At 64.4% G+C, this 20,917-nt stretch carries 19 protein-coding genes; 11 read left to right on the top strand and 8 right to left on the bottom strand.

Annotated features, from left to right (window positions below):
* Nucleotides 1-2 precede the first annotated feature (2 nt).
* Together PQR67_RS02940 and PQR67_RS02935 are read left to right on the top strand one after the other, a co-directional pair.
* On the top strand, nt 3-809 hold the full coding sequence (locus tag PQR67_RS02940; protein ID WP_408454213.1) for an ABC transporter permease: 807 nt from the start codon (nt 3-5) through the stop codon (nt 807-809).
* A gap of 108 nt (nt 810-917) precedes the next feature.
* Complete coding sequence (locus PQR67_RS02935; protein WP_408454210.1) at nt 918-1,907, top strand: porin; 990 nt, start codon at nt 918-920, stop codon at nt 1,905-1,907.
* 89 nt (nt 1,908-1,996) lie between these two features.
* Here the strand turns inward: PQR67_RS02935 and PQR67_RS02930 are convergent, their stop codons facing one another.
* From PQR67_RS02930 to PQR67_RS02900, 7 genes are all read right to left on the bottom strand, one after another.
* Entirely contained in the window at nt 1,997-2,941 is a 945-nt protein-coding gene (locus tag PQR67_RS02930) for an NAD(P)H-dependent flavin oxidoreductase (protein WP_408454207.1), read from the bottom strand.
* A gap of 106 nt (nt 2,942-3,047) precedes the next feature.
* Nucleotides 3,048-3,563 carry a MarR family winged helix-turn-helix transcriptional regulator gene (locus PQR67_RS02925; RefSeq protein ID WP_408454204.1) on the bottom strand — a complete coding sequence of 172 codons (516 nt, stop codon included), beginning with the start codon at nt 3,561-3,563 and terminating at the stop codon, nt 3,048-3,050.
* Between the two features lie 88 nt (nt 3,564-3,651).
* Nucleotides 3,652-4,998 (bottom strand): MFS transporter, encoded by a 1,347-nt coding sequence (locus PQR67_RS02920; protein WP_408454201.1) that lies wholly within the window; start codon nt 4,996-4,998, stop codon nt 3,652-3,654.
* A 35-nt stretch (nt 4,999-5,033) separates the two neighbouring features.
* Nucleotides 5,034-6,686, bottom strand: coding sequence for an AMP-binding protein (locus PQR67_RS02915; RefSeq protein ID WP_408454199.1), 1,653 nt, complete (start codon nt 6,684-6,686; stop codon nt 5,034-5,036).
* Nucleotides 6,679-7,464: an enoyl-CoA hydratase/isomerase family protein gene (locus PQR67_RS02910; RefSeq protein ID WP_408454197.1), complete on the bottom strand. Its 786-nt coding sequence runs from the start codon at nt 7,462-7,464 to the stop codon at nt 6,679-6,681. The genes PQR67_RS02915 and PQR67_RS02910 overlap by 8 nt, the downstream gene beginning before the upstream one ends.
* An 89-nt stretch (nt 7,465-7,553) precedes the next feature.
* Complete coding sequence (locus PQR67_RS02905) at nt 7,554-8,750, bottom strand: CaiB/BaiF CoA transferase family protein (RefSeq protein ID WP_408454195.1); 1,197 nt, start codon at nt 8,748-8,750, stop codon at nt 7,554-7,556.
* Nucleotides 8,747-9,502, bottom strand: coding sequence for an enoyl-CoA hydratase/isomerase family protein (locus tag PQR67_RS02900; RefSeq protein WP_408454192.1), 756 nt, complete (start codon nt 9,500-9,502; stop codon nt 8,747-8,749). The genes PQR67_RS02905 and PQR67_RS02900 overlap by 4 nt, the downstream gene beginning before the upstream one ends.
* A gap of 255 nt (nt 9,503-9,757) precedes the next feature.
* On the opposite strand from PQR67_RS02900, the gene PQR67_RS02895 reads away from it, so the two are divergent.
* Both PQR67_RS02895 and PQR67_RS02890 read left to right on the top strand, forming a co-directional pair.
* A complete protein-coding gene (locus PQR67_RS02895; protein ID WP_408454190.1) occupies nt 9,758-10,696 on the top strand; it encodes a hydroxymethylglutaryl-CoA lyase in 939 nt (312 codons plus the stop codon).
* Nucleotides 10,693-11,088, top strand: a complete 396-nt coding sequence (locus PQR67_RS02890) for a PaaI family thioesterase (RefSeq protein ID WP_408454188.1) — start codon at nt 10,693-10,695, stop codon at nt 11,086-11,088. The genes PQR67_RS02895 and PQR67_RS02890 overlap by 4 nt, the downstream gene beginning before the upstream one ends.
* A 42-nt stretch (nt 11,089-11,130) precedes the next feature.
* Here the strand turns inward: PQR67_RS02890 and PQR67_RS02885 are convergent, their stop codons facing one another.
* Nucleotides 11,131-12,045 carry a LysR family transcriptional regulator gene (locus PQR67_RS02885; protein WP_408454186.1) on the bottom strand — a complete coding sequence of 305 codons (915 nt, stop codon included), beginning with the start codon at nt 12,043-12,045 and terminating at the stop codon, nt 11,131-11,133.
* A gap of 200 nt (nt 12,046-12,245) precedes the next feature.
* Here PQR67_RS02885 and PQR67_RS02880 point away from each other — a divergent pair, with 200 nt between their 5' ends.
* From PQR67_RS02880 to PQR67_RS02850, 7 genes are all read left to right on the top strand, one after another.
* On the top strand, nt 12,246-13,112 hold the full coding sequence (locus PQR67_RS02880; RefSeq protein ID WP_408454184.1) for an NmrA family NAD(P)-binding protein: 867 nt from the start codon (nt 12,246-12,248) through the stop codon (nt 13,110-13,112).
* A 275-nt stretch (nt 13,113-13,387) separates the two neighbouring features.
* Nucleotides 13,388-15,109, top strand: a complete 1,722-nt coding sequence (gene poxB / locus PQR67_RS02875; RefSeq protein WP_408454182.1) for a ubiquinone-dependent pyruvate dehydrogenase — start codon at nt 13,388-13,390, stop codon at nt 15,107-15,109.
* 89 nt (nt 15,110-15,198) lie between these two features.
* The gene (locus PQR67_RS02870) at nt 15,199-15,477 is read left to right on the top strand and encodes a YtcA family lipoprotein (RefSeq protein WP_408454179.1); all 279 of its coding nucleotides are present in this window, start codon (nt 15,199-15,201) and stop codon (nt 15,475-15,477) included.
* Between the two features lie 62 nt (nt 15,478-15,539).
* The gene (gene mdtN / locus PQR67_RS02865) at nt 15,540-16,631 is read left to right on the top strand and encodes a multidrug transporter subunit MdtN (protein WP_408454176.1); all 1,092 of its coding nucleotides are present in this window, start codon (nt 15,540-15,542) and stop codon (nt 16,629-16,631) included.
* Nucleotides 16,628-18,835 carry an FUSC family protein gene (locus tag PQR67_RS02860; protein ID WP_408454173.1) on the top strand — a complete coding sequence of 736 codons (2,208 nt, stop codon included), beginning with the start codon at nt 16,628-16,630 and terminating at the stop codon, nt 18,833-18,835. The genes mdtN and PQR67_RS02860 overlap by 4 nt, the downstream gene beginning before the upstream one ends.
* 6 nt (nt 18,836-18,841) lie before the next feature.
* The gene (locus PQR67_RS02855) at nt 18,842-20,374 is read left to right on the top strand and encodes an MdtP family multidrug efflux transporter outer membrane subunit (RefSeq protein ID WP_408454170.1); all 1,533 of its coding nucleotides are present in this window, start codon (nt 18,842-18,844) and stop codon (nt 20,372-20,374) included.
* Nucleotides 20,371-20,781 (top strand): Ros/MucR family transcriptional regulator, encoded by a 411-nt coding sequence (locus PQR67_RS02850; protein WP_408454167.1) that lies wholly within the window; start codon nt 20,371-20,373, stop codon nt 20,779-20,781. The genes PQR67_RS02855 and PQR67_RS02850 overlap by 4 nt, the downstream gene beginning before the upstream one ends.
* Nucleotides 20,782-20,917: the final 136 nt, after the last annotated feature.

The raw sequence follows: 20,917 nt of genomic DNA, 5'->3' as shown, positions 1-20,917 counted from the left end.
AAATGATCGCTACTGATACGCAGATTACGCACGCGCAGCGTGCATGGCTCTATGTCCTGTGTGCCATGGTGCTGGCGTTTCTGGTCGTGCCATGCCTGCTCGTCATTCCGATGTCGTTCTCGGCAGACAGCTTCCTGAATTTTCCGCCGCATCGGCTGAGCCTGCGCTGGTATCGCAGCTTTCTGACCTCGGACGACTGGCTGCGCGGTGCACGAGTCTCGCTGGAAGTGGCGCTCGCCACCGTTGTGTTCGCTACGGCGCTCGGCACCGCCGGTGCGTATGCGATACGTCATCTGGGTGGCAGGTTCGGCGGTGCCGTGCGCGCCGTCTTCATGCTGCCGATGATCGCACCCGTCATCCTGATCGCCGTTGGCGTGTTTTTCGTCTATGCGCGGCTCGGTTTGAACAACTCGCTGACGGGGCTCGTGCTCGCGCACACGCTGCTCGCGTTGCCGTATGTGGTGATCACGGTGGGCGCCGGGCTCGAAACCTGCGATCTCACGCACGAGATGGTGGCGCGCAGCCTGGGGGCGGGGCGCATGCGCGCGTTCTTCGAGATCACGCTGCCGCAAATCGCACCGGCGATCTATTCGTCGCTGTTGTTCTCGTTCATGACGTCCTTCGACGAAACGGTGATTGTGCTGTTCGTCTCGGGTGGCGACACGTCGACGTTGACGCGTCTGATGTTCGAGAATATCCGCGATCAGCAGGACCCGACAATCGCTGCGATCTCAACGCTGCTCATTCTGATTTCGACGGCTGCGCTCGTCGGCGCGCAGTGGTTGTCGAGGAAAAAAGTTAACGCCTGAGATCCCCGGCCGGCCGCGAGAAGCAGTCGGCCATTCATTATTCACCCGTATTACAACCACTCGCCTACTACTATTCTCATCATGAAACTTAGGAATACGATATTTTTAATGACGACCAGCTTCGCGAGCATCGCCCATGCGCAATCGAGTCTCACGCTTTACGGAATTGTCGACGAGTTTGTGCAATACGTCGACACCGGCAACGGCTACACGGCGGCGATGGGATCGAGCGGCCAATGGGCGCGCCGCTTCGGCCTGCGCGGCAAGGAGGATCTGGGCGACGGCTATGCAGTCAACTTCGTGCTCGAAAATGGTTTCCTGCCAACCACTGGCGCATTTGCGACTGCGGGCAGCCTGTTCAATCGCCAGGCGTGGATCGGTTTGTCCAGCGATTGGGGGCAGGTGCGCGCAGGGCGGCAGAATTCGCCACTCTTCATCGACGAAGGCCGCATGGATGCATTCGGGGCGGTCACGCAGGCCTCGGGGCTCGACAACATCACGACCTACGGTATTCGCACGAGTAACACGATTTCGTATCTCACGCCTTCGTTTCATGGCTTGAAGGGAGGCGTCTATGTCGGTCTCGGCAATGCGGGCGGTTTGCGCGGCACGGGCGCGAGCTATCAGTTCGACGTCACCTACGATCAAGGACCGTTTTCCGCATTCGTGGCGGGGCAGGCACTGCGCAACACGGACGGCGCGCCGACCGATCGCACGATTCTCTCGGGCATTTCGTACGTGATCGGCAAGTTCACGATCTACGGCGCCTACACATGGGCGAAGTGGGACGAATTGGCGCTGGATGCGAACACCTACGGCGTCTCGGTCGGGTACACGATCAATCCGTTCAACTATCTTGCGCTCGGGTGGGCGCAGTTGACGGACCGGACATCCGCGGGCAACGGCGCGCGCCAGTTCAGTGTGATGTACAACCATGATGTCTCGAAGCGCACCAGTTTCTACGCCGCCGCGTCGTTTCTGCAAAATCGCGGGCAGGCCAGCTATACGCTCGCTGGCGCCGCGAATGCGGGGCTCGCATTGGCGTATCCCGGCGCAGAGGCGCGTGGCGTCCAGGTCGGCCTCGTGCATCGCTTCTGACCGGGTTATCAGGGCGGGGCCGGGACGTGACGCGATTGCGCGCCTGGCCACGCGGCGCCGTATCGGCGTATCGGCGTATGGGCAGGCGCTCAGCCAGAAAACCGCGCGAGCGCAGTCTCATACTCCGCCACGAGGCGCGCAACCACCTCCGCGGCAGGCGGAATATCGTCAATCAGTCCGGCTGACTGACCGAGTTCGACCTTGCCCCACTCGATGTCGCCATCGAGCGCCGCCTGCTTGAGGGAACTGCTTTTGAACAGCGTGTCGTAGGCGGCCGCGTCGGGTTCGTTCGCGTCCGCGAGCAGCACCCTCGCGGCGAAACTGTTGCGTGTCATGCGCACGGGCAACCCCCGCACGCCGACCAGCGCGGTGCCGTCGATTCCGGTCTCGAGTACCGCGCGCTTGTAGTTCTCGTGGACCCCGGCTTCGCGTGTCGCGAGGAAACGGGTGCCGAGCTGAACGGCATCCGCGCCGAGCGCAAGGAGGGCGGCGATACCGTAACCGTCTGCCACGCCGCCGCCCGCAACAATCGGAATCGTGAACTGCTGGACCGCACGCCGTACGGCGACGAGCGTGCTCACGCCGTTCACCGGCGGATGTCCGCCTGCTTCCGTGCCGACCACGACCAGCGCATCCACGCCGGCGTCCGCTGCTTTCTTCGCATGCTCAAGTGTGGAGACGACATGGAGCCAGTGGATGCCGAGTTCGTGAAAACGGGCGAGGTGCGCTTTCGGCCCACCCTGTGACGCGATCACCACCGGCACGCGCTCTTCCTCGATCACATCGAGGAAGCGTTCAGCCTGAGGACGGTAGAGGGGCAGGTTGACGGCGAATATGCCTTGCGTGGCGGCTTTGACTTCGCGAACCGTGGCGCGGAACGCGTCGAGGTACATCGGACCTGCGGCGATGACGCCGAGACCGCCGGCATTGGACACGGCGGCAGGCAGCGCTGCATTCGACGACGCCCAGCTCATACCCGCCTGGATGATCGGATATCTGATCTTCAACAGCCGGGTCAGGCGGGTTTGAATCATGATGATTTTCCTCGCGCACAGGTGCGCCTCGACGCGTTTCAGATAGGCGTCAATTTAAGGAATATATGATTCATTGTCAAATAATATTGATGCTCATGTAGCCGATTTAATCGGAATTTCCCGATATTTCCCGTTCCTGATCAAGCATGATTCTGGCTTGATAAGTGAGTTTGTCAAGAATTTTTGGGAGCGCTTCGCGTTCGGCGCGCGTCAACGCGGACAGGAGCCGCTCGTTCAGTTCCTCGGCGACGGGAAAGACCTGCAAGACGAGATCGCGGCCCGCGGGCGTCAGGGCGATGACCACGCCGCGCGCGTCCTTGCTGTCCGTGCCGCGCTGCAAAAAGCCGCGCGCTTCGAGTGCGGTGACGGTGCGGCTGGTCAGCCCGCGATCGAATTGCGCCTGTTCGGCAAGCCGGTTCAGCGACATACCGGCGCTACCTTGCAGCAAGGCAATGCAGCGCCATTCGTTGAGCGTCAGACCGAAGCTGCGCTCATACACGCTCGACGAACCTTTGGTGTAGATGTTCGTCAGTTGGCGCAACTGAAACGACGTGAGCTGCCGCAGATCGGACGGCTGCGTGCCCGTTTCGGCCCGTGCACGCGGGTGAGGGAGCTTGGGCATGGTAAGTCAGAGGGCGAAATGGAGTTGCGCCATGCTAGCGGCTTGACTATCAACGGTCAAACGGCGCGGCTGACACGTCGCCCGGCGTTCATCGGGCCGGCACGCCCTTCGGCAACAGCCGTGCCGGAATGCCCACCAGCAGAATGATGCTGCCCGCGAGCACGATGCAGCCCGCCACCACGAGTCCCTCGCTCAGGCTGCCCGTGACCGATTTGACGTAGCCGATGATGCTCGGGCCGACCAGTCCGCCGAGCGATCCGATACTGCTCACAATCGCGATGCCGGCGGCCGCGCTGGTCGAGGCGAGATAGGTCGACGGAATCGTCCAGAACACAGACAGGCTGGACAGATGCCCGGCCGTCGCGACCGCGAGCAGCAAAACGGCGAGCGGCAGATTCGCGGCGGCGAACGGCAGCGCCATCAGGCTTGCCGCCGCGCACATCAGCGGCAGCGCCGCATGCCAGCGTCGTTCGCGTTGCCGGTCCGAATGCCGGCTCACCGCGATCATCGTAACGATGCCGGCGATGGGGGGCAGCGCCGCGAGCAGGCCGACGTGGAACGCGTCCTTGACCCCGGTCGCCTGGATGACCATGGGCGCGAAGAAGGCGATCGTGCTGGCGAGTACGTACGCGCAGAACGAGACGAGGCCGGCTATGTAGACGCGCCAGTCGCGCAGCGCCGTCAACATGCCTTCGTGGTGATTCTGCTTGCTGCGCTGGCGCCGTTCTTCCGCCAGCACGCCGACGAGCGTGGTTTTTTCGTCGGCATCGAGCCATGTCGCGCTTTCCGGACGATCTTCCAGGCGCAGGAACACGATCACGCCCAGCACGATAGCGGGCAAGCCTTCGAGCAGGAACATCCACTGCCAGCCCGCGAGTCCGTGCAGATTGTGAAAGTGCCGCATGATCCAGCCCGACGTGGGTGCGCCGATCATGGTCGCAATTGGAATCGCGACAAACGAAAGCGCGGTCACGCGGGCGCGTCGCTCGGCGGGAAACCAGTAGCTCAGGTAAAGAATGATGCCGGGAAAGAAGCCCGCCTCGGCGACGCCGAGCAGGATGCGGGCCAGATAGAATTCCGCCGGCGTGCGCACGAACATCGTCGCGCACGACACCGCGCCCCAGAGCGTCATGATGCGCAACAGGGTCTTGCGCGCGCCCATGCGGGCCAGCATCAGATTGCTCGGCACCTCGAAAAGCAGGAAGCCGACGAAAAACAGGCCGGCGCCAATGCCGTACACCAGATCGCTAAAGTGCAGATCCGCCTTGAACTGGATCTGCGCGATGCCGATGTTCACGCGGTCGATGTAGTTGATGATGTAGCACACGAACAGCAAGGGCAAAATGCGCCGGCTGATCGTGCGATAGGTCGCTTCGCTGACCGCCTGAACCGGCGGCTCGATCGCGCTCGACGCGGTGCTCGCGTGGGGTGTCATGTCTCCTCCATGATATTTTTTACTGGCGCGGCCCGCTATAGGCCAAATTCGCGGATCGCATACTCGCGTAGTTTGTTTTTCTGCACCTTCGAGCTGCCGGTCATGCCAATGTCGTCGAACGAATCGACGAGCCGGAGATAGCGCGGCACCTTGAAATTGGCGGCGCGCGCTTTGCACCATGCGATCAGCTCCTCGCTGCTCGCGCTCGTCCCGTGACGCAACACCACGAAGGCGGCCGGCACTTCGCCGAGCCGCGCGTCCGGCACGCCGACTACCTGCACCAGTTGCACGGCCGGATGGCCGAGAAGTGTTTCCTCGACCTCGGCGGGCGCGACGTTTTCACCGCCCACCCGGAACACGTCCTTGAGCCGGCCGAGCATGCGCATCCTGCCGTCGCCGTCGATCACGCCGAGGTCGCCGGTCCGCAGCCAGCCGTCTTCGCTGAATGCCTGGGCGGTCTCCTTCGGTTTGTTGTAGTAGCCCTGCATCACGCTCCACCCGCGTACCTGGATTTCACCGGGCCGATCGGGCGGCTGCACGGCGCCGGTGTCGGGCGACACCGTGCGTATCTCCACGCCGTGATGCGGAAGCGCCCAGCCGGCCACGCGCAGTTCGAGCGGATCGCGCCAGTCGTGCAACACGACATTCGGCGAGGCTTCGGATTGGCCGTAGGCGCCGACCATCTGCGGCACGCCCATCTGATCGTGAATTTTCTGCATGATCTCGGGACCGGCCGCGGCCCAGCCGCCGCGCAGATGAATGCGTTCGCGCCGAAACTCGGGATGCGACATCAGCATCAGAAAGATCGTGTCGTTGCCGGAGGTGAGGGTGCAGCGCTCCTCGTCGAGAATCGTCAGGACTTTCGCCACGTCGAACGCAGGAATCGACAGCAGGCACGCGCCGGTTACGAGCGAGACGAGCAGGGACATGGTCGTGCCCGCGACATGAAAGAACGGCCGCACGCTGAAGTAACGGTCGTCCGGCCGTACGCCGATGCGCTGCGCCGACGCCGCGGCATTCAACAGCATGTTGCGATGGCGCAGCAGGACGCCCTTGGGAAACGATGTCGTGCCGGACGTGTACTGGATCAGCAGGATGTCTTCGGGCGTTACGCTTTCTGCGCGGCGTGCGGCTTCGGTGCGCAGTTCGGCGGTGTCGGGCAGCGCGTCGAAACGGACGACGCCCGCCGGCGCCTCACGCTGTGCATTCCCTGTGCCGCCGACCAGCACCGCGCGCCGCAGGAGCGGCAGGACCGCGCCAGGCAACTGGTTGTTGAACGCGGGTTCGACATCGCGCAGCAGTTGCGAATAGTCGATGCCGAGAAACGTGTCGACGAAGAACAGCACGCGCACGTCGCCCTGCTTCAGGCAATAGTTCAGCTCGTCGGACTTGAAGCGGGTATTGACCGGCACGGTTACCGCGCCGATCGAGGCGGCGGCGTAGAACAGCACCACCCAGTCGACGGAGTTGCCCATCAGGATGCCAACGTGTTCACCGTGCTGCACGCCCGCAGCAATCATGCGCGCCGCAGCGCTCTCGACTCGCGCCGCGAGGGTGCGGTAGTCGATCCGTTCGTCTTCGATCACGAGCGCCGGGGCGTCCGGCGTTGCGGCTCTGCGCGAGGCGAGAACCGCGGGCAGGGTGACCGGGTTGACGAGGCCGAAACGCGTGGCCAATTCCTCATGCATGACGGCCTCCTGGCGCCGCGTCGTCGTCGGCGGCGTTGCCGAAGGTTGCGATGGTGCGATCCCAATCGGCGCTTTGCAGCAGCGTATCGATTGCCAGTAGTTCGACGGCGAGCGCGCCCGCCTGGTCCGTCTCCATGCCGCGGTCGATGCAGCGCCGGGTCAGTTGCATTGCCAGCGGCGGCGCAGCCGCGATCTGGTGCGCCAGTTGCCGCACCAGATCGCCTGCCTGCGCGGCGGGTACGACGCGCGTGACGAGTCCGGCCTCGAGCGCTTCCTGGGCCGACAGGGTGCGGCCCGTGAACGCCATGTCTTTCGCGAGCCGCTTGCCGACCGCGCGCGGCAGCCGTTGGGTAGCGCCGACCGTGCCCCACAGCGCCTCGGGCGTGCGGAAACTGGCGGCTTCGGTGGCCACGATGAAATCGCAGGCCAGCGCGATTTCGCCGCCGGAGCCCACCGCCGGACCTTCGACGAGCGCGATGCACGGCTTGCCGATCTGCTCGAGCGCGTCATATGCGGCGAAGGCCTTGATGCGTCGCGCGCGCACGCCGTCGATGTCCATGCCCTTGCGCTCTTTCAGATCGGCGCCCGCGCAGAACACCGGCCCGTTGGCCCGCACGATCACGCAGCGCACGGCGGCGTCGTCGCGCAACGCATCCGCGATTGCGCGCAGTTCGTTGCACATCGCGGCGTTGAGCGCGTTGCGCTGTTGCGGCCGGTTCAGCACGATCTCGGCGACCGCTTCATGGCGCTCGACGATCAATGTTTCGTAGGGTGTCATGCGTCTCGTCTTCCTTTGCCCGTTCGTTGCTTGTACGTTGCCTGTTCGTTGTTTGTCGCCCGGGTCGGCACGCGGGCTCGCCAGCGCATTCAGATTGCGCCGTCGCGCCGCAATCGATCGATCCGCGCGTCGTCATAGCCGAGGCGTTCGCGCAGCACCTGATCGGTATGTTCGCCGAGCAGCGGCGGCCGGCCGAGTTGCGGATCGGCGAAGCCGTCGAACTTGAACGGCAGAGGCAGCGCGCCGAAAGTACCCACCGTGGGGTGTTCGAATTCGCCGACCATGCCACGTGCCAGCACATGGGGATCGCGCAGCACTTCGTCGACATGGTTGATCGGGCCAGCCGGCACGCCCGCCGCATCGCATGCGTCGCATAGCGCGCGGCGCGGCCAGCGGGCGATGGCGCCGCTCAGCGCGCTCATGACGCGTTCGCGGTGCTCGACGCGGCCGGCGTTGCTGGTGAGTTGTGGATCGGCGCCGAGCGCATCCAGTTTCAGCAAGGTGCAAAGCGGTTGCCAATGCTGGTCGCTGCAGGTGATGTGCACGAACGCGCCGTCCTCGCAGACGAAGGTGGCCGACGGCACCCGTCCCGGATGTTCGGTGCCGAGGCGCGGCGGCACCTCGCCGAGTGCAAAGAAGCGCCCCGCCGCGAGCGTCAGCAGACTGACCTGGCCGTCGAGCATCGAAAAATCCACGTGGCAACCGGCGCCGCTCGCCGTGCGGCCATGAAGCGCGGAGAGAATCGCAATCGCGATCCAGAGTCCCGAAGACAGATCCGCGATCGGCAGGCCGGGTTTCACCGGACCGCCGCCGCGCTCGCCGGTCAGACTCATGAGTCCGCCCATGGCCTGGAAGACTGTGTCGTAGCCTTTGCGCTTCGCATATGGGCCGGTCTGTCCGAAACCCGTGCAGGAGACGTAGACGAGGCGCGGGTTTGCTTCGCGCAACGCCGCGTAGTCGAGGCCGTAACGCGCAAGCGTGCCGACTGGAAAATTTTCCAGCACGACGTCCGCGCGCGCGGCCAGTTCTCGCACCACTTGCCGGCCAGCCTCCGTTTTGAGGTTCGCGGTGACCGATTGCTTGCTGCGATTGCACGCGAAGTAATACGCCGATTGTTCGCCGACCATCGGTTCGAACGAACGCGTTTCGTCGCCGGCGCCGGGTTGTTCGATCTTGATGACGCTCGCACCGAGTTCGGCAAGGATCATGTCAGCGAACGGGCAGGCGAGCACCCTTGCCAGTTCGACGATGGTCACGCCCGTCAGCGGTTTGACGAGACCGTTCATGCACGCTCCTGACGGAAGCCGCGCATCATCACGTTGGTGTCGAGCGAGACGTCGAAGGCCTGGGTGAGCGGCAGATCCGCGACGCGGTAGAACAGCCGCTTGGTGGCGGTCATGGCGGCGCCATCGTGCTCCGCGAGCCGCCGGGCGAGCGCGATGGCGTCCTCGAGCAGGCTGTGGTCGGGACTGACGCGGTTGGCGATGCCCAACGCCAGTGCGCGCGGCGCGTCGACTGTCTCACCGAGCGAGACCAGTTCGAAGGCCGTTTTGCGGCCGGTCTGGCGAACCAGATTCGCCATCACGATAGCGGCGACGATACCGTGCTTGAGCTCCGGGTAGCCGAGCTTGAGGCTTTCGCCCGCGACCAGCATGTCGCACGCCAGCGCGAGCCCCGCGCCGCCGCCCATCGCGTATCCCTGCGCGGCGCCGACCACGGGCTTGCCGATCTCGACGAAGGCACGGTGCAGGTGGGTGGTGAGGTGAGCGCGTTCGAGCGCGGCCTGTGCGCCGCTACTGCCGCCGCCCGTGTTCACGAAGCCGCCAAATTCCCTGGTGTCGGCACCCGCGCAGAAGCTCTGGCCGGCGCCGGCCAGCACGATGGCCTTGACGGCGGGATCGCGATCGGCGGCTTTCAGTGCGGCGAGCAGCGCGTGCGTGAGTTCGTTGTTGAGCGCATTGCGCTTGTCGGGGCGATTCAGGGTCAGCACGCGAACGGCGCCGTGGTCGTCGGTGAGCAAAGAGGTGAAGACGGTCATAGGCGAATGAGTGTCGAGTAGTGGTGAGCCTGGGCAAAACTGCAGTTCGTCCTTTCAGGCTAATGTAAATAACGTGATTAAGTCAAATAAAAATTTCAATGCGGCAGACTGTTGATCGGGAAAAATGGCGAATATATCCATATATGCGACGATATCGACGGGTTAGTTAGGATAAAAATATTTGACAGTAGATCGTATAAATGATCTGATTCGTTCAATCAGAACAGCACTTCGGCGCATCGGCGCCGGCCCTCCATGTCCGATTTGATCCTGTGCGAATGCTTTGCGCGTGACGGTTTGCAGCATGAAGTCGAGTTCATCCCTACCGGGCAAAAGATCGGCCTGATCGATCGTTTTGCGCGAGCGGGCTTTCGCCGCGTGGAAGCCACCTCCTACTCGAACCCGGCGGTGGTTCCGCAATTCGCCGACGCGAGCGAGCTCCTCAAGACTCTGCCTCGCGTGGACGGCGTCTACTACAAGGCTACCTGCGCGAATACGCGCGCAGTCGAGCGGGCGGTGGCGGACCTCGAGGCCGGTATCGGCGCCAATGAAATCAGCTTGCTGGTGTCGGCTAGCGACACGCACTCGCTGCGCAACCTGAACCAGTCGCGCGCAGACCAGTGGCGGCGTATTGAGGCGATGGCCGAGGTGGCGCGCGGGCGCTTTCGTCTGGTGGGGACGATTTCGGTCGCGTTCGGCTGTCCGTTCGAAGGCGCGATCGACCCGGCGCGCGTGCTGAGCGACGTCGAGCGCTTCGCCGCGCTCGGCGTGCGCTATGTGACGCTTGGCGACACGATCGGCGTCGCGACCCAGGCGTCCACCAAAGCACACTTCGGCGCGATGCTGCAATCGTTTCCCGATCTTCATGCGATCGCGCATTTCCACGACACGCGCGGCACTGGCATCGTCAATTACCTCGCGGCGCTCGAAGCCGGCGTAACGCACTTCGATGTCGCATTCGGTGGAGTCGGCGGCCATCCGGCCAAGGTGAAATACGGCGGCGGGGTGACTGGCAATGTATGCACGGAAGATTTCGTCAACGTGCTGGAGACGATGGGCGTGAAGACCGGTATCGATCTCGACGCGATGATGGTTGCCTCCGAGGCATGCGAGGCAGCGCTAGGCAGGCAGCTCGCCAGCCGCGTGGCCCGCACGGGCCTCAGTCCGCTGCTCAAACGCGTGGAGCCGGTATGAGCGAGCCGGATTTGCAACGCCTGCGCGTCGAATCGCAGTTCTGCAGGGATCTGGGGTTCGAGTTGATCGATCATGGGAACGACTGGGTGGTCCTCGCCTGCAACGTGCTCGAACGCCATTCGAACCGCCACGGCAACGCGCATGGCGGGTTGAGCGCCACCTTGCTCGATACCGCGATGGGCCTCGCGACTCGCGCCAGCGGGGAAGTCGAGAATCTCGGCACCGCGAGTCTCACGGTCAACTATCTGCGTCCGGCGCGCGGGCGCATTGCGGCTCATGCGAATGTGCGCCGCTGCGGGCGCTCGCTCGCATTCTGCGAAGCGGAAATTCGCGACGCGGCCGACGAAGTCGTCGCCACCGCCAGCGCGGTGTTCGCGATCGCGCGCAAATAAATCTGTGCAGCGTCGAGCGCGAGTCAAGCTTGACGGGTGTAGCTAACTCGTACTCGTCAACGCCACGACAAAATCAAGAAATACCCGTGCCTTGGCCGGCATGTGATGCCGCGACGGATGGTATGCATAAAGCGGGAAGCGCTCGTCCGGCCAGTCCGGGAACAGATTGACGAGCCGTCCCTCCCGGATCAGATGCTGGGCGCCGACCAGAAGCATTTGCGCCACGCCTGAGCCGGCGAGGCACGCGTTGAGGAGTGCGCTCGGATCGTTCACCGTAAGCCGTCCAGCCGTTTCGACCACCAGCTTTTTGCGCTTGCGATGAAACTCCCACGGATACGGTTTGCCGATTTCAGGATTCCTGAATTCGAGGCACCTGTGCACGCCGCGCCCCAGTTCCTGAGGCTCCGCCGGCCGGCCCCGGCGAGCGAGGTATAAGGGCGATGCGACGGTGACAACCGCGGTGTCGAGGAGCTTCCGGGCAACCAGGCTCGATGAACGAGGTTCGCCGAATCGCAAGGCCAGATCGAAGCCGTCCACGATGAGGTCGCCGAGCTGATCTCTCGCAATGAGCTCGAGTTCAAGCTCAGGATGCAGGTCCATGAATTCGTCGAGCTTCGGACCCAGAATGATTCGCGAGAAAACCGGGTCAAGATTGATGCGCAGCTTCCCGCGCACTGTCACGGCGCCGCCCGCCGCAGCGGCGGCCGCTTCCTCCATGCCCCTCAAGTGCGGCATGACCTGCTCGTAGAACAGCCGGCCCTCTTCAGTCAGGGAAACGGCTCGGGTTGTCCGATTGAAGAGTCGTATTTTCAGCCGCTTTTCGAGTCGGGCGATTGCCCGGCTGACCCCGGGTGGCGACATGCCCATCAATTCGGAGGCGGCTGCGAACGTCCCCGCATCGACGACCGCGGCAAATACGCTGATACCGCTAGAGAGATTCTCGCTGGACGATCTCATAGACGCCGCACCGTGTGTCAAAAATTGCACTATGACTCATTAGTAACTATGAGTCATTTAATAAGTGCCATTCGTGTCATTTAGTTTCTCATCGCGTTTGTCCACAATGCATCCCGACAGATCGTTTCAACCTCAGTCCAGCTATGCCTGGGCGGCGATCAGTGAGCGGGACACATCTATCTACGCAAGGAGAAACTGCAATGTATGCAATCACAGGAATAACTGGAAAGGTCGGCGGCGCGCTGGCGCGCACGTTGCTCGCAGCGGGCCAGCCGGTACGCGCGGTTGTGCGCGATGCTGCTCGGGCACGTTCGTGGGCTGAGCGCGGGTGTGAAGTGGTAACAGCCGGCATGGACGACGTGGCGTCCCTTACCGCCGCGTTCGACGGCACGCAAGGCGTCTTCATTCTGCCGCCGTCCGAGTTCGATCCGTCGCCGGGCTTTCCCGAGGCACGTACGGTCATCGACGCTGTGCGTGCAGCGCTTCAGGCGGCGGCACCTGGCAAGCTTGTCTGCCTGTCGACGATCGGTGCGCAGGCCGCCGAGACCAATCTGCTCACGCAACGAACGCTGATGGAGCAGGCGCTTCGCGATTTACCGATGCCCGTGACATTTCTGCGTCCCGGGTGGTTCATGGAAAACGCCGCGTGGGACGTCGCGCCGGCCCGCGACAATGGGATCATCCCCAGCTTTCTGCAGCCGCTCGACAAGGTGGTGCCGATGGTCGCGACCGCGGACGTTGGTCGAGTTGCCGCGCAATTGCTGCAACAGACCTGGCGCGGCGTGCGTGTCGTCGAGTTGGAGGGGCCGCAACGTGCGAGCCCGAACGATCTGGCAGAGGCGTTTGCGCAGGTGCTCGGTCGCCCGGTTCGCGCGGAAGGGGTGCCGCGCGACACCTGGGAGGCGCTGTTCCGCTCGCAGGGTATGAAGGAACCGTTGCCGCGTATGCGCATGCTCGACGGGTTCAATGAAAACTGGATCGCCTTCGAAGGCGATCCGGCCAATATCGTCAAGGGCGAAGTGAAATTGGAAACCGTCCTGCGGAGCCTCGTCTCGCAGGTGGGCTAAGGCAGCGCGCCGCACGCTCTTCAGGCGCTGGTGATCACCCACGACGATCGTTGCTTTCATCTGGCTGACCGTTATATCAAACCCGATTACGGTCAGCTTGTGAAAGCCGCCGCGTCGGTTCGTGCGACTTCGATGCGTCACCGTGCGATTCCTAAAGCACACCCGGACGAGCCGCGACACCATGCTCGTATGGCAACCCGAGGCCGTGGCACATGTGCCTGCACGCCTCGTTACCGGGAGAACGAGATGCTGAAGGGATCCACCGGAGAGGCATCATGACCACGGCAGCCGACTATCTGGTCGATGCGCTGACACAGGCCGGCGTGAAGCGCATTTACGGCGTCGTGGGCGATTCGCTGAACGGCATCACCGATTCCCTCCGGCGCTCCGGCAAGATCGACTGGGTCCATGTCCGCCACGAGGAAGGCGCTGCCTTTGCGGCCGGCGCCGAAGCGCATCTCACCGGTCAACTGGCGGTGTGCGCCGGCAGTTGCGGACCGGGCAACCTGCACCTGATCAACGGGCTATTCGATTGCCATCGCAGCGGTGTGCCCGTGCTTGCGATCGCCGCGCACATTCCCAGCTCGGAGATCGGCATCGACTACTTTCAGGCGACACATCCGGAAAGCCTGTTCAAGGAGTGCAGCCACTATGTGGAACTCGTCTCGAACGTCGGCCAGTTGCCGCAGATCCTGACCCGTGCGATGCGGATCGCGGTAGGGCGGCGCGGCGTGGCGGTCGTTGTGATTCCGGGCGATGTCGCGCTGTCGCCCACGAGCGCCGAGGTTGCGCCCTGGCTGGTGCCGTCGGCCCCGCCCGTGCTGCGTCCGGCCGACGAGGATATCTCACGCCTCGCGGATATGCTGCACGCAGCGTCGCGCGTGACGCTGATGTGTGGTGCGGGCTGCGCGGGCGCGCACGACGACGTGGTCGAACTCGCAAAGCGCCTCAAGGCGCCCGTGGTGCATTCGCTACGCGGCAAGGAGCACATCGAACACGATAACCCGTACGACGTCGGCATGACGGGCATGGTGGGGTTCGCGTCGGGCTACGCCGCGATGAAAGCATGCGACCTGTTGCTGCTGCTCGGCACGGATTTTCCCTACCGGCAGTTCTATCCGGAACACGCGAAGATCGCGCAGATCGACGTGCGGCCCGATGCGCTCGGCAACCGCTGTTCACTCGATCTTGGCTTGGTCGGGACGGTCAAGGACACGCTTGCCGCGTTGCTGCCGGTCCTCAAGGACAAGACCGATTCGTCCCATCTCGACAGCGCGCTCGCGCATTACCGGCAGGCGCGCAAGGATCTCGACGCGCTCGCCGAGAGCAATCCGTCGAGCACGACGATCCATCCGCAGTACGTGACGCGGCTCGTGAGCCAGCTCGCGGCCGACGACGCGATCTTCACCTGCGACGTCGGCACGCCGATCGCATGGACAGCGCGCTATCTGAAGCTGAACGGCCGGCGCCGGCTGGTCGGTTCGTTCAATCACGGCTCGATGGCGAACGCGATGCTGCATTCGATTGGCGCTCAGGCGGCGTATCCCGGCCGCCAGGTGATCTCGATGTCCGGCGACGGCGGCTTCACGATGATGATGGGCGATTTCATCACCCTGGTTCAGGCAAAGCTGCCGGTGAAGGTGATCGTGCTGAACAACGGCACGCTCGGTTTCGTGGAGATCGAAATGCGCGCGTCGGGTTTTGTCGATACCGGCACCGAACTCGTCAATCCGAACTTCGCGCGCATGGCCGAAGCGATGGGCGTGAAGGGCATTCGCGTCGAGAAACCGCAGGAACTCGAAGGCGCGCTCGCGGCGGCGCTCGCGCACGACGGCCCCGCGCTCGTCGATGTCGTCAGCGCGCGCCAGGAACTCATCATGCCGCCGAAGACCACCATTGACGAAGCCTGGCATTTCGGACTCTTCATGATGAAGGCAGTCATGGATGGCCGCGGCGGCGAGTTGATCGATCTCGCGAAAGTGAACCTGACGCGCTGAACGGCGGCTTCCTGTGTTTGCAGTGAAATCCGGCCGCGCGTGCCGTTGAACCAGGTTGCTTCATTGCCTGCCATCAGGGGGAGACGGCGATGTTGAATGGTGTGCGCTCCGGGCGCCACGCCTGGACGATGCTGATGTCGTGCGCGACGCTGACTGGCTGCAGCGACGCGCCTTCGGTCGGTGTGCTGGGCGCGTATTTTCCAGACTGGTTGTTTTGTATCGCGGGCGGCGTGCTGCTGGTCGCGTGCGCGCACGTGCTGCTCTCGCGCAGCGGCCGCAGTGCGTGGCTCACGCCGCCCGCGATCGTCTACCCGGCGCTCACCGTGCTGTTTTCGATCGCGCTGTGGGCCGTCGGCTTCAACTTTTAAGCCCTTTATTAGCCCTTCATTAGCCTCTTTCACTCCTTCAATCTTCAACCGACCGTCTGACCATGAACGCCGACCACAGCACTGATGCAGGCAAGCACCGTCCGCGAACCTGGCCCGCGGTGCTGCTGATCGTGCTGGCCGTGATCGCGCTCATCGCCGTGATCTGGCGCGTGGGTACGGTCCCGCGCACCGACGACGCCTATGCGTACGCCGACACGATCGGCGTCTCGCCCGAAGTCAGCGGCAAGATCGTCACGCTTGCGGTGCGCAACAATCAGGCGGTGAGGCAGGGCGATCTGCTGTTCGAGATCGACCCACGGCCGTATCAGTTCGCATTGCAGCGTGCCCAGGCGGCGCTTGCACAACTCGATGCGCAGATTCCGCTGACGCAGCGCACCGTCAACGCGCAAGGATTCAGCGCCGACGCTGCGAAATCGGCAGTCGTGCGCGCGCAGAGCGCTGCGAAGCAGGCGGGCGACACGCTGGCGAGAATGGAACCGCTGATCGGCAGGGGCTACATCTCCGCCGACGAACTGGAGCGCGCGCGTACCACGCAACGCGCCGCGCTCGCCGAGCTTGCGGCCGCGCGAGCGCAGGCTCGCGAGGCGCAGGCGGCGGTCAGCAGCGTCGCCGCGCTGGTCGCGCAGCGCGCGGTGTTGAGCGCGGAAATCGCGACCGCGCAGCTCAACCTCGAATATGCGACCGTGCGCGCGCCGTTCGACGGCCGTGTCGTCGAGTTGCGCACGTCTGTTGGGCAATTCGTGTCCGCGCAAAAACCGGTCTTCACGCTGATCGACACGCGGCACTGGTACGTGATCGCCAACTTCCGCGAGAACGAGCTCGACAACATCCGGCCCGGCACGCGCGCAACCGTGTACCTGATGAGCAATACCCGCATCCGTTTCAGCGGCTCGGTCGATTCGATCGGCTTCGGTGTCGACCCCCAGGACGGCGGCGGCAGCGCGAACGGTCTGCCGAGCATCCAGCGCAGCATCAACTGGGTGCACGTCGCGCAGCGCTTTCCGGTGAAGATCCTGGTCGATCATCCCGATCCGCGGATGTTCCGGATCGGCACCTCCGCCGTCGCCGTGCTGCAGCCTGAACGTCGCGATAGTCGCGATAGTCGCACGACACCCAATGGAGCGCCGTCATGAGCGGGCTCGACGGCGTCGGGCGTCATCTCGCGTGGCCGCGGCCGCTCGGGCAACTGGCCGCCTTCCTGCGCTCGGAGCTGGGCGGGTTCCCGGGCCGCGCCAACGTGACCCTGCGCTGCGTGCTCGGCTGCGCGATCGTGATTGTCGTGTCGATGACCTTGCAGGTGCCGGAGCTGGCGTTGTCGCTGATAGCGGTGTTCTTCGTCACGCAGTCGAACATCGTGATGACCCGCCTGGTCGCGTTGAGTATCGTGATCGGCACGACCTGCGCGATCGCCTGCATCATCGGCGTCTACCGGCTGACGTTCGACTACCCGCTGCTGCGCATCACCATCGCAAGCGCCATCTTTTTCTGCAGCGTTTATCTGATGCGGGCCGTGGTGAAACTGGGGCTGGTGTTCTTTCTCGTCTCGCTGATCGTGATTTACGCGCAGACCTTTGCCGATCAGACCGATAACGCAGAAGCGCTGGTGCGTGACTGTCTGTGGGTGTGGGTGGCGGTCAACTACTCAGTTGTCCTGTCGCTGATCATCAACACGCTGTTTCTGCCGGCCGAACCGGAGCGGCAGTTGCGCGCCGCCGCGCAGCGACAGCTCGCGACGGCCCGTGCGCGGCTCGCGGCCATGATCGACGCGAATGCGCCGGCCGTGCGCATCGGCTCGCGCGATCTTGAGCGCGGCGCACTGGCGTTGCAGAAGCTGCTGCGCTTTTCGACCATGCGTCACCACTACAGCCAGGAAGATGCCGCGGCGTGGTTGGCCTGCGTGACCGTGGTATCGCGCATCTTCGAAGCTGCGGCGGTGCTGCCCGACCATGCGCTCGCGCGCGACGCCGGACAGATCGATGCCATCCGCGTGGTGCAGGGCGAACTCGTGTCGCTCGATCACGCGCTTGGCGACAACGAGCAATGGCTGCACTGGAGCGTATCGCGCGAGGCGCCGGTGTCGACCTCGATACCGGCGCTCGACGCGATGCAACGCGCGCTCAACGCGTTCTCCGAGGCCACCCGGGGTGCCGTCGAGCCGCCGCTAGCTGATGCGGCCGCCGGCAGTGCAGCGGAGAAAGTGGAGCAAGCGGAGCAGGCGGTGAATGCGACGAGAGCGACGGAAGCGGCGCCGCGTTCTGCACAGCCCGAACCGGACGTCTTTGCGAATCCGCGTTACGCGCGCTTCGCGCTGCGTACGCTGTTCTCGGTACTGATCTGCTACGTGTTCTACAACGCGGTGAACTGGCCGGGTATCCACACGATCATGCTGACGTGTCTCGTGGTCGCGCTGCCGAGCCTCGGCGCGTCGAGCCGCCAGGGCGTGCTGCGGATCAGCGGCGCCCTGATCGGCAGTGCGCTTGCCTTATTCATGGTCGCGTTCGTGATTCCGCAACTGGAAAGCGTGACAGGGTTGTTGCTGATGAGCTTGCCTGTGATCGCGCTCGGCGCCTGGGTGTCGGCGGGTTCCGAGCGGAGCGCCTATGCCGGGATCCAGATCATGTTTACGTTTGCGCTGGCGCTGCTCGAATCGTTCTCGCCGCCGTCGGATCTCACCGAGATCCGCGACCGGATCGTCGGCATTGTGCTGGGTGTCGGTATGGCCACCTTCATCCAGATGTCGATGTGGCCGGAGCGCGAAGCGGATGGCCTGCGTATGCAACTGACGTCGATACTGCGCAAGATCGCGGCGCTGGCGCGTATCGAGGCGCAGGCGGGGCTCACCGGCCCACGCGTAACGGATTCGGCGGCGGTGGTTCAAGCGTGGGCCATGGTCGCGGACTGCGAGATGGTGCTGGCGCGTGTCGCGCTCGAACCCGACTGGCGCGAGGGGGAGACGACCCGTATCACGCTGCTGTCGCAGACGGTGCTTGCGCAGAGCCGTGCGATGCTTGTCGCGATCGAGGCGTTTCATCATGAAGCGATGATCAATGCGTCGGCAAGTGCGGCGATGGAGCGCGCAGCGAAGTTTCAGTCGGATGTCGCGGACGCGCTGGAACGATACGCGTCACAGTTGGCGACCGAGCCGCCGGCCGCGATCACGCCGGCGCGGCTCGACCCGAGTGGGCTGCGCGCCGCGCTGACGCTGGCAGGGGCCGCGGGGACGGCGGGCGGGCAAACGCTGGAGCTGCTAGCGCAACGGATCGATGCGGCGCTCGCCGGATTGCCACGCTGGTTGCCGGATGAACGTACGTCCGGCGAATTCGCGAACGCGGGGTGATGTGTGATGACGCGCTTCGCTCTCATCCGGCACCGTCTGCCGCGCGCACGGATCGCACGAGTGCCCGGCCACTGGCTCGCGTCTCTCGCGCTGCCGTTGCTCGCCTCGTGCGCGATCATTCATCACGACAGTCCGCCCGCCGCGATGATCGCGCCGCAGCAGATCCGCCTCGCCGACGACATCCATCTCGCGAACGAAGGCTGGCCGTCCGCGCGCTGGTGGGAGCAGTATCGTGATCCGCAGCTCGATACGCTCATCGGCCTCGCGCTTGCCCATGCACCGACGCTCGCGATCGCACGCGAGCATGTCGCACAGGCCCACGCGCAGGTCGAACTGATCCGCGCGGGATCCGGTTTGCAGATGTCCGCGCTTGGCAGTGCGGATCGCGAGCGGGTTTCGGGGCACGGCTTCCTGAGCGCGTATTCGTCACACGATCCGGCGATCGGCGCGTATGGGCCGTGGTACTGGACCGGGCTGATAGGGGTCACCGCGCACTACGACATCGACATCTGGGGCAAGCAGCGCGACCTCGTGCGCGCGGCGCTCGGCGAGCAGAATGCGCGGCGTGCAGAGGCGGCACAGGCCGAGCTCGAATTGTCGGCGGGCGTCGCGCAGCTCTACTACAGTATCCAGATCACCTACGCGAGCCTCGATCTGTTGCGGCAACTTCGCGAAGTGCGTGCTTTCGAGCTCGACACGCGATCGGCGCGGCACGAGCGCGGCCTCGAAGCGCTGACTCAAAGCGCCGAGGCACGCTCACAGTTGCTCGCGATCGACCAGCAGATCGCCGCGAGCAAGGAGCAGATCGTTCACGCGCGCGAGGCGCTGCGTGCGTTGGCGGGCGCGGGTCCCGACGATCTGCCGGCGATCGTGCCGGTGCCGTTGCCCGCGCCGGCGGTTTCGCTGCCGTCGACGCTGTCGTATGAGCTGCTCGCGCGGCGCCCCGATCTGCAGGCGATGCGCTGGCTGGTGGAGGCCTCGTTCGATCGGATCGACGCGGCGAAAGCGGCGTTCTATCCGAGCTTCGATATCACTGCGTTCTTTGGGTTCAACGCGTTGCGAATGCGCGACCTGTTCATGCACTCGAGTCAGCAGATCAACCTCATTCCAGGCCTCACACTGCCGATCTTCGACGGCGGCCGTCTGAACGCGAACCTGCACGGCGCACGCACGGCCAGCAACACGCTGATCGAGCAGTACGACCAGGCGGTGCTCGACGCGGTGCGCGACGTCGCGCAGAACGGCAGCGAGATCGACGATCTCGACCATCGCGTGCATCTGCAGCGTGAGCGCATCGACGCGTTGCGTGTTGCGAGCGACAGCGCCGAGGCGGGTTACCAGACTGGCCTCGGCGACAGGACGAGCGCGATGCAGGCGAAGGCGCCGGTAATCGTTGGACGCCTGGACCTCGTGCAATTGACCGGCGACGAGATCGAGGCGGGCATCTTGCTGACCCGCGCGCTCGGTGGCGGCTATCGCAGCGACGACCTGCCGGGAGACCCGGCCGGCACGAAGACGCACCAGGGAGGCGGGATGTGAGGGATGACCTTGATCTGATCGAACTCACCGCCGAAATCGTGGCGAGCTTCGTGTCGTGCAATCCGTTGCCGCCGGCTGATCTGCCGGGGTTCATCTCGAGCACCTACGCCGCGCTGGCCGCATTGCGCACGACGTCCGCACCGGCTGCGCAGCAGCGGGCCGCGGTGCCGATCGAGGACTCGGTGCATGACGATTACCTCGTCTGTCTCGAGGACGGACGCAAGCTGAAGTCGCTCAAGTACCACCTGCAGCGCTGTTTCGCGATGACCCCCGACGAATATCGCGCGAAGTGGGGCCTGCCCGCTGATTACCCGATGGTCGCACCGGCTTATTCCGCGCTGCGCTCGTCGATCGCAAGGCTCCATCCCGCGGGCGCGATCAAGCCGCGTCGCGACAACCTGAGATGACCCGAGGAACAAGGAGCGAGGGACGCCGCACCCGTCGCACTCCCCCAAAGGGGGGATGTTGCGCCGCCGCCGGACTGCGCAAGATCAGGAACTGTCGAGACCGGGCCAGGATGCCGGCCGGCTTTCGTCGCGGGCG

The organism is Paraburkholderia fungorum, from assembly GCF_046026025.1.
Classification (GTDB): domain Bacteria; phylum Pseudomonadota; class Gammaproteobacteria; order Burkholderiales; family Burkholderiaceae; genus Paraburkholderia; species Paraburkholderia fungorum_E.
The sequence above is the reverse complement of the archived record's forward strand: the minus strand, read 5'-3'. Positions and strand labels throughout refer to the sequence as shown.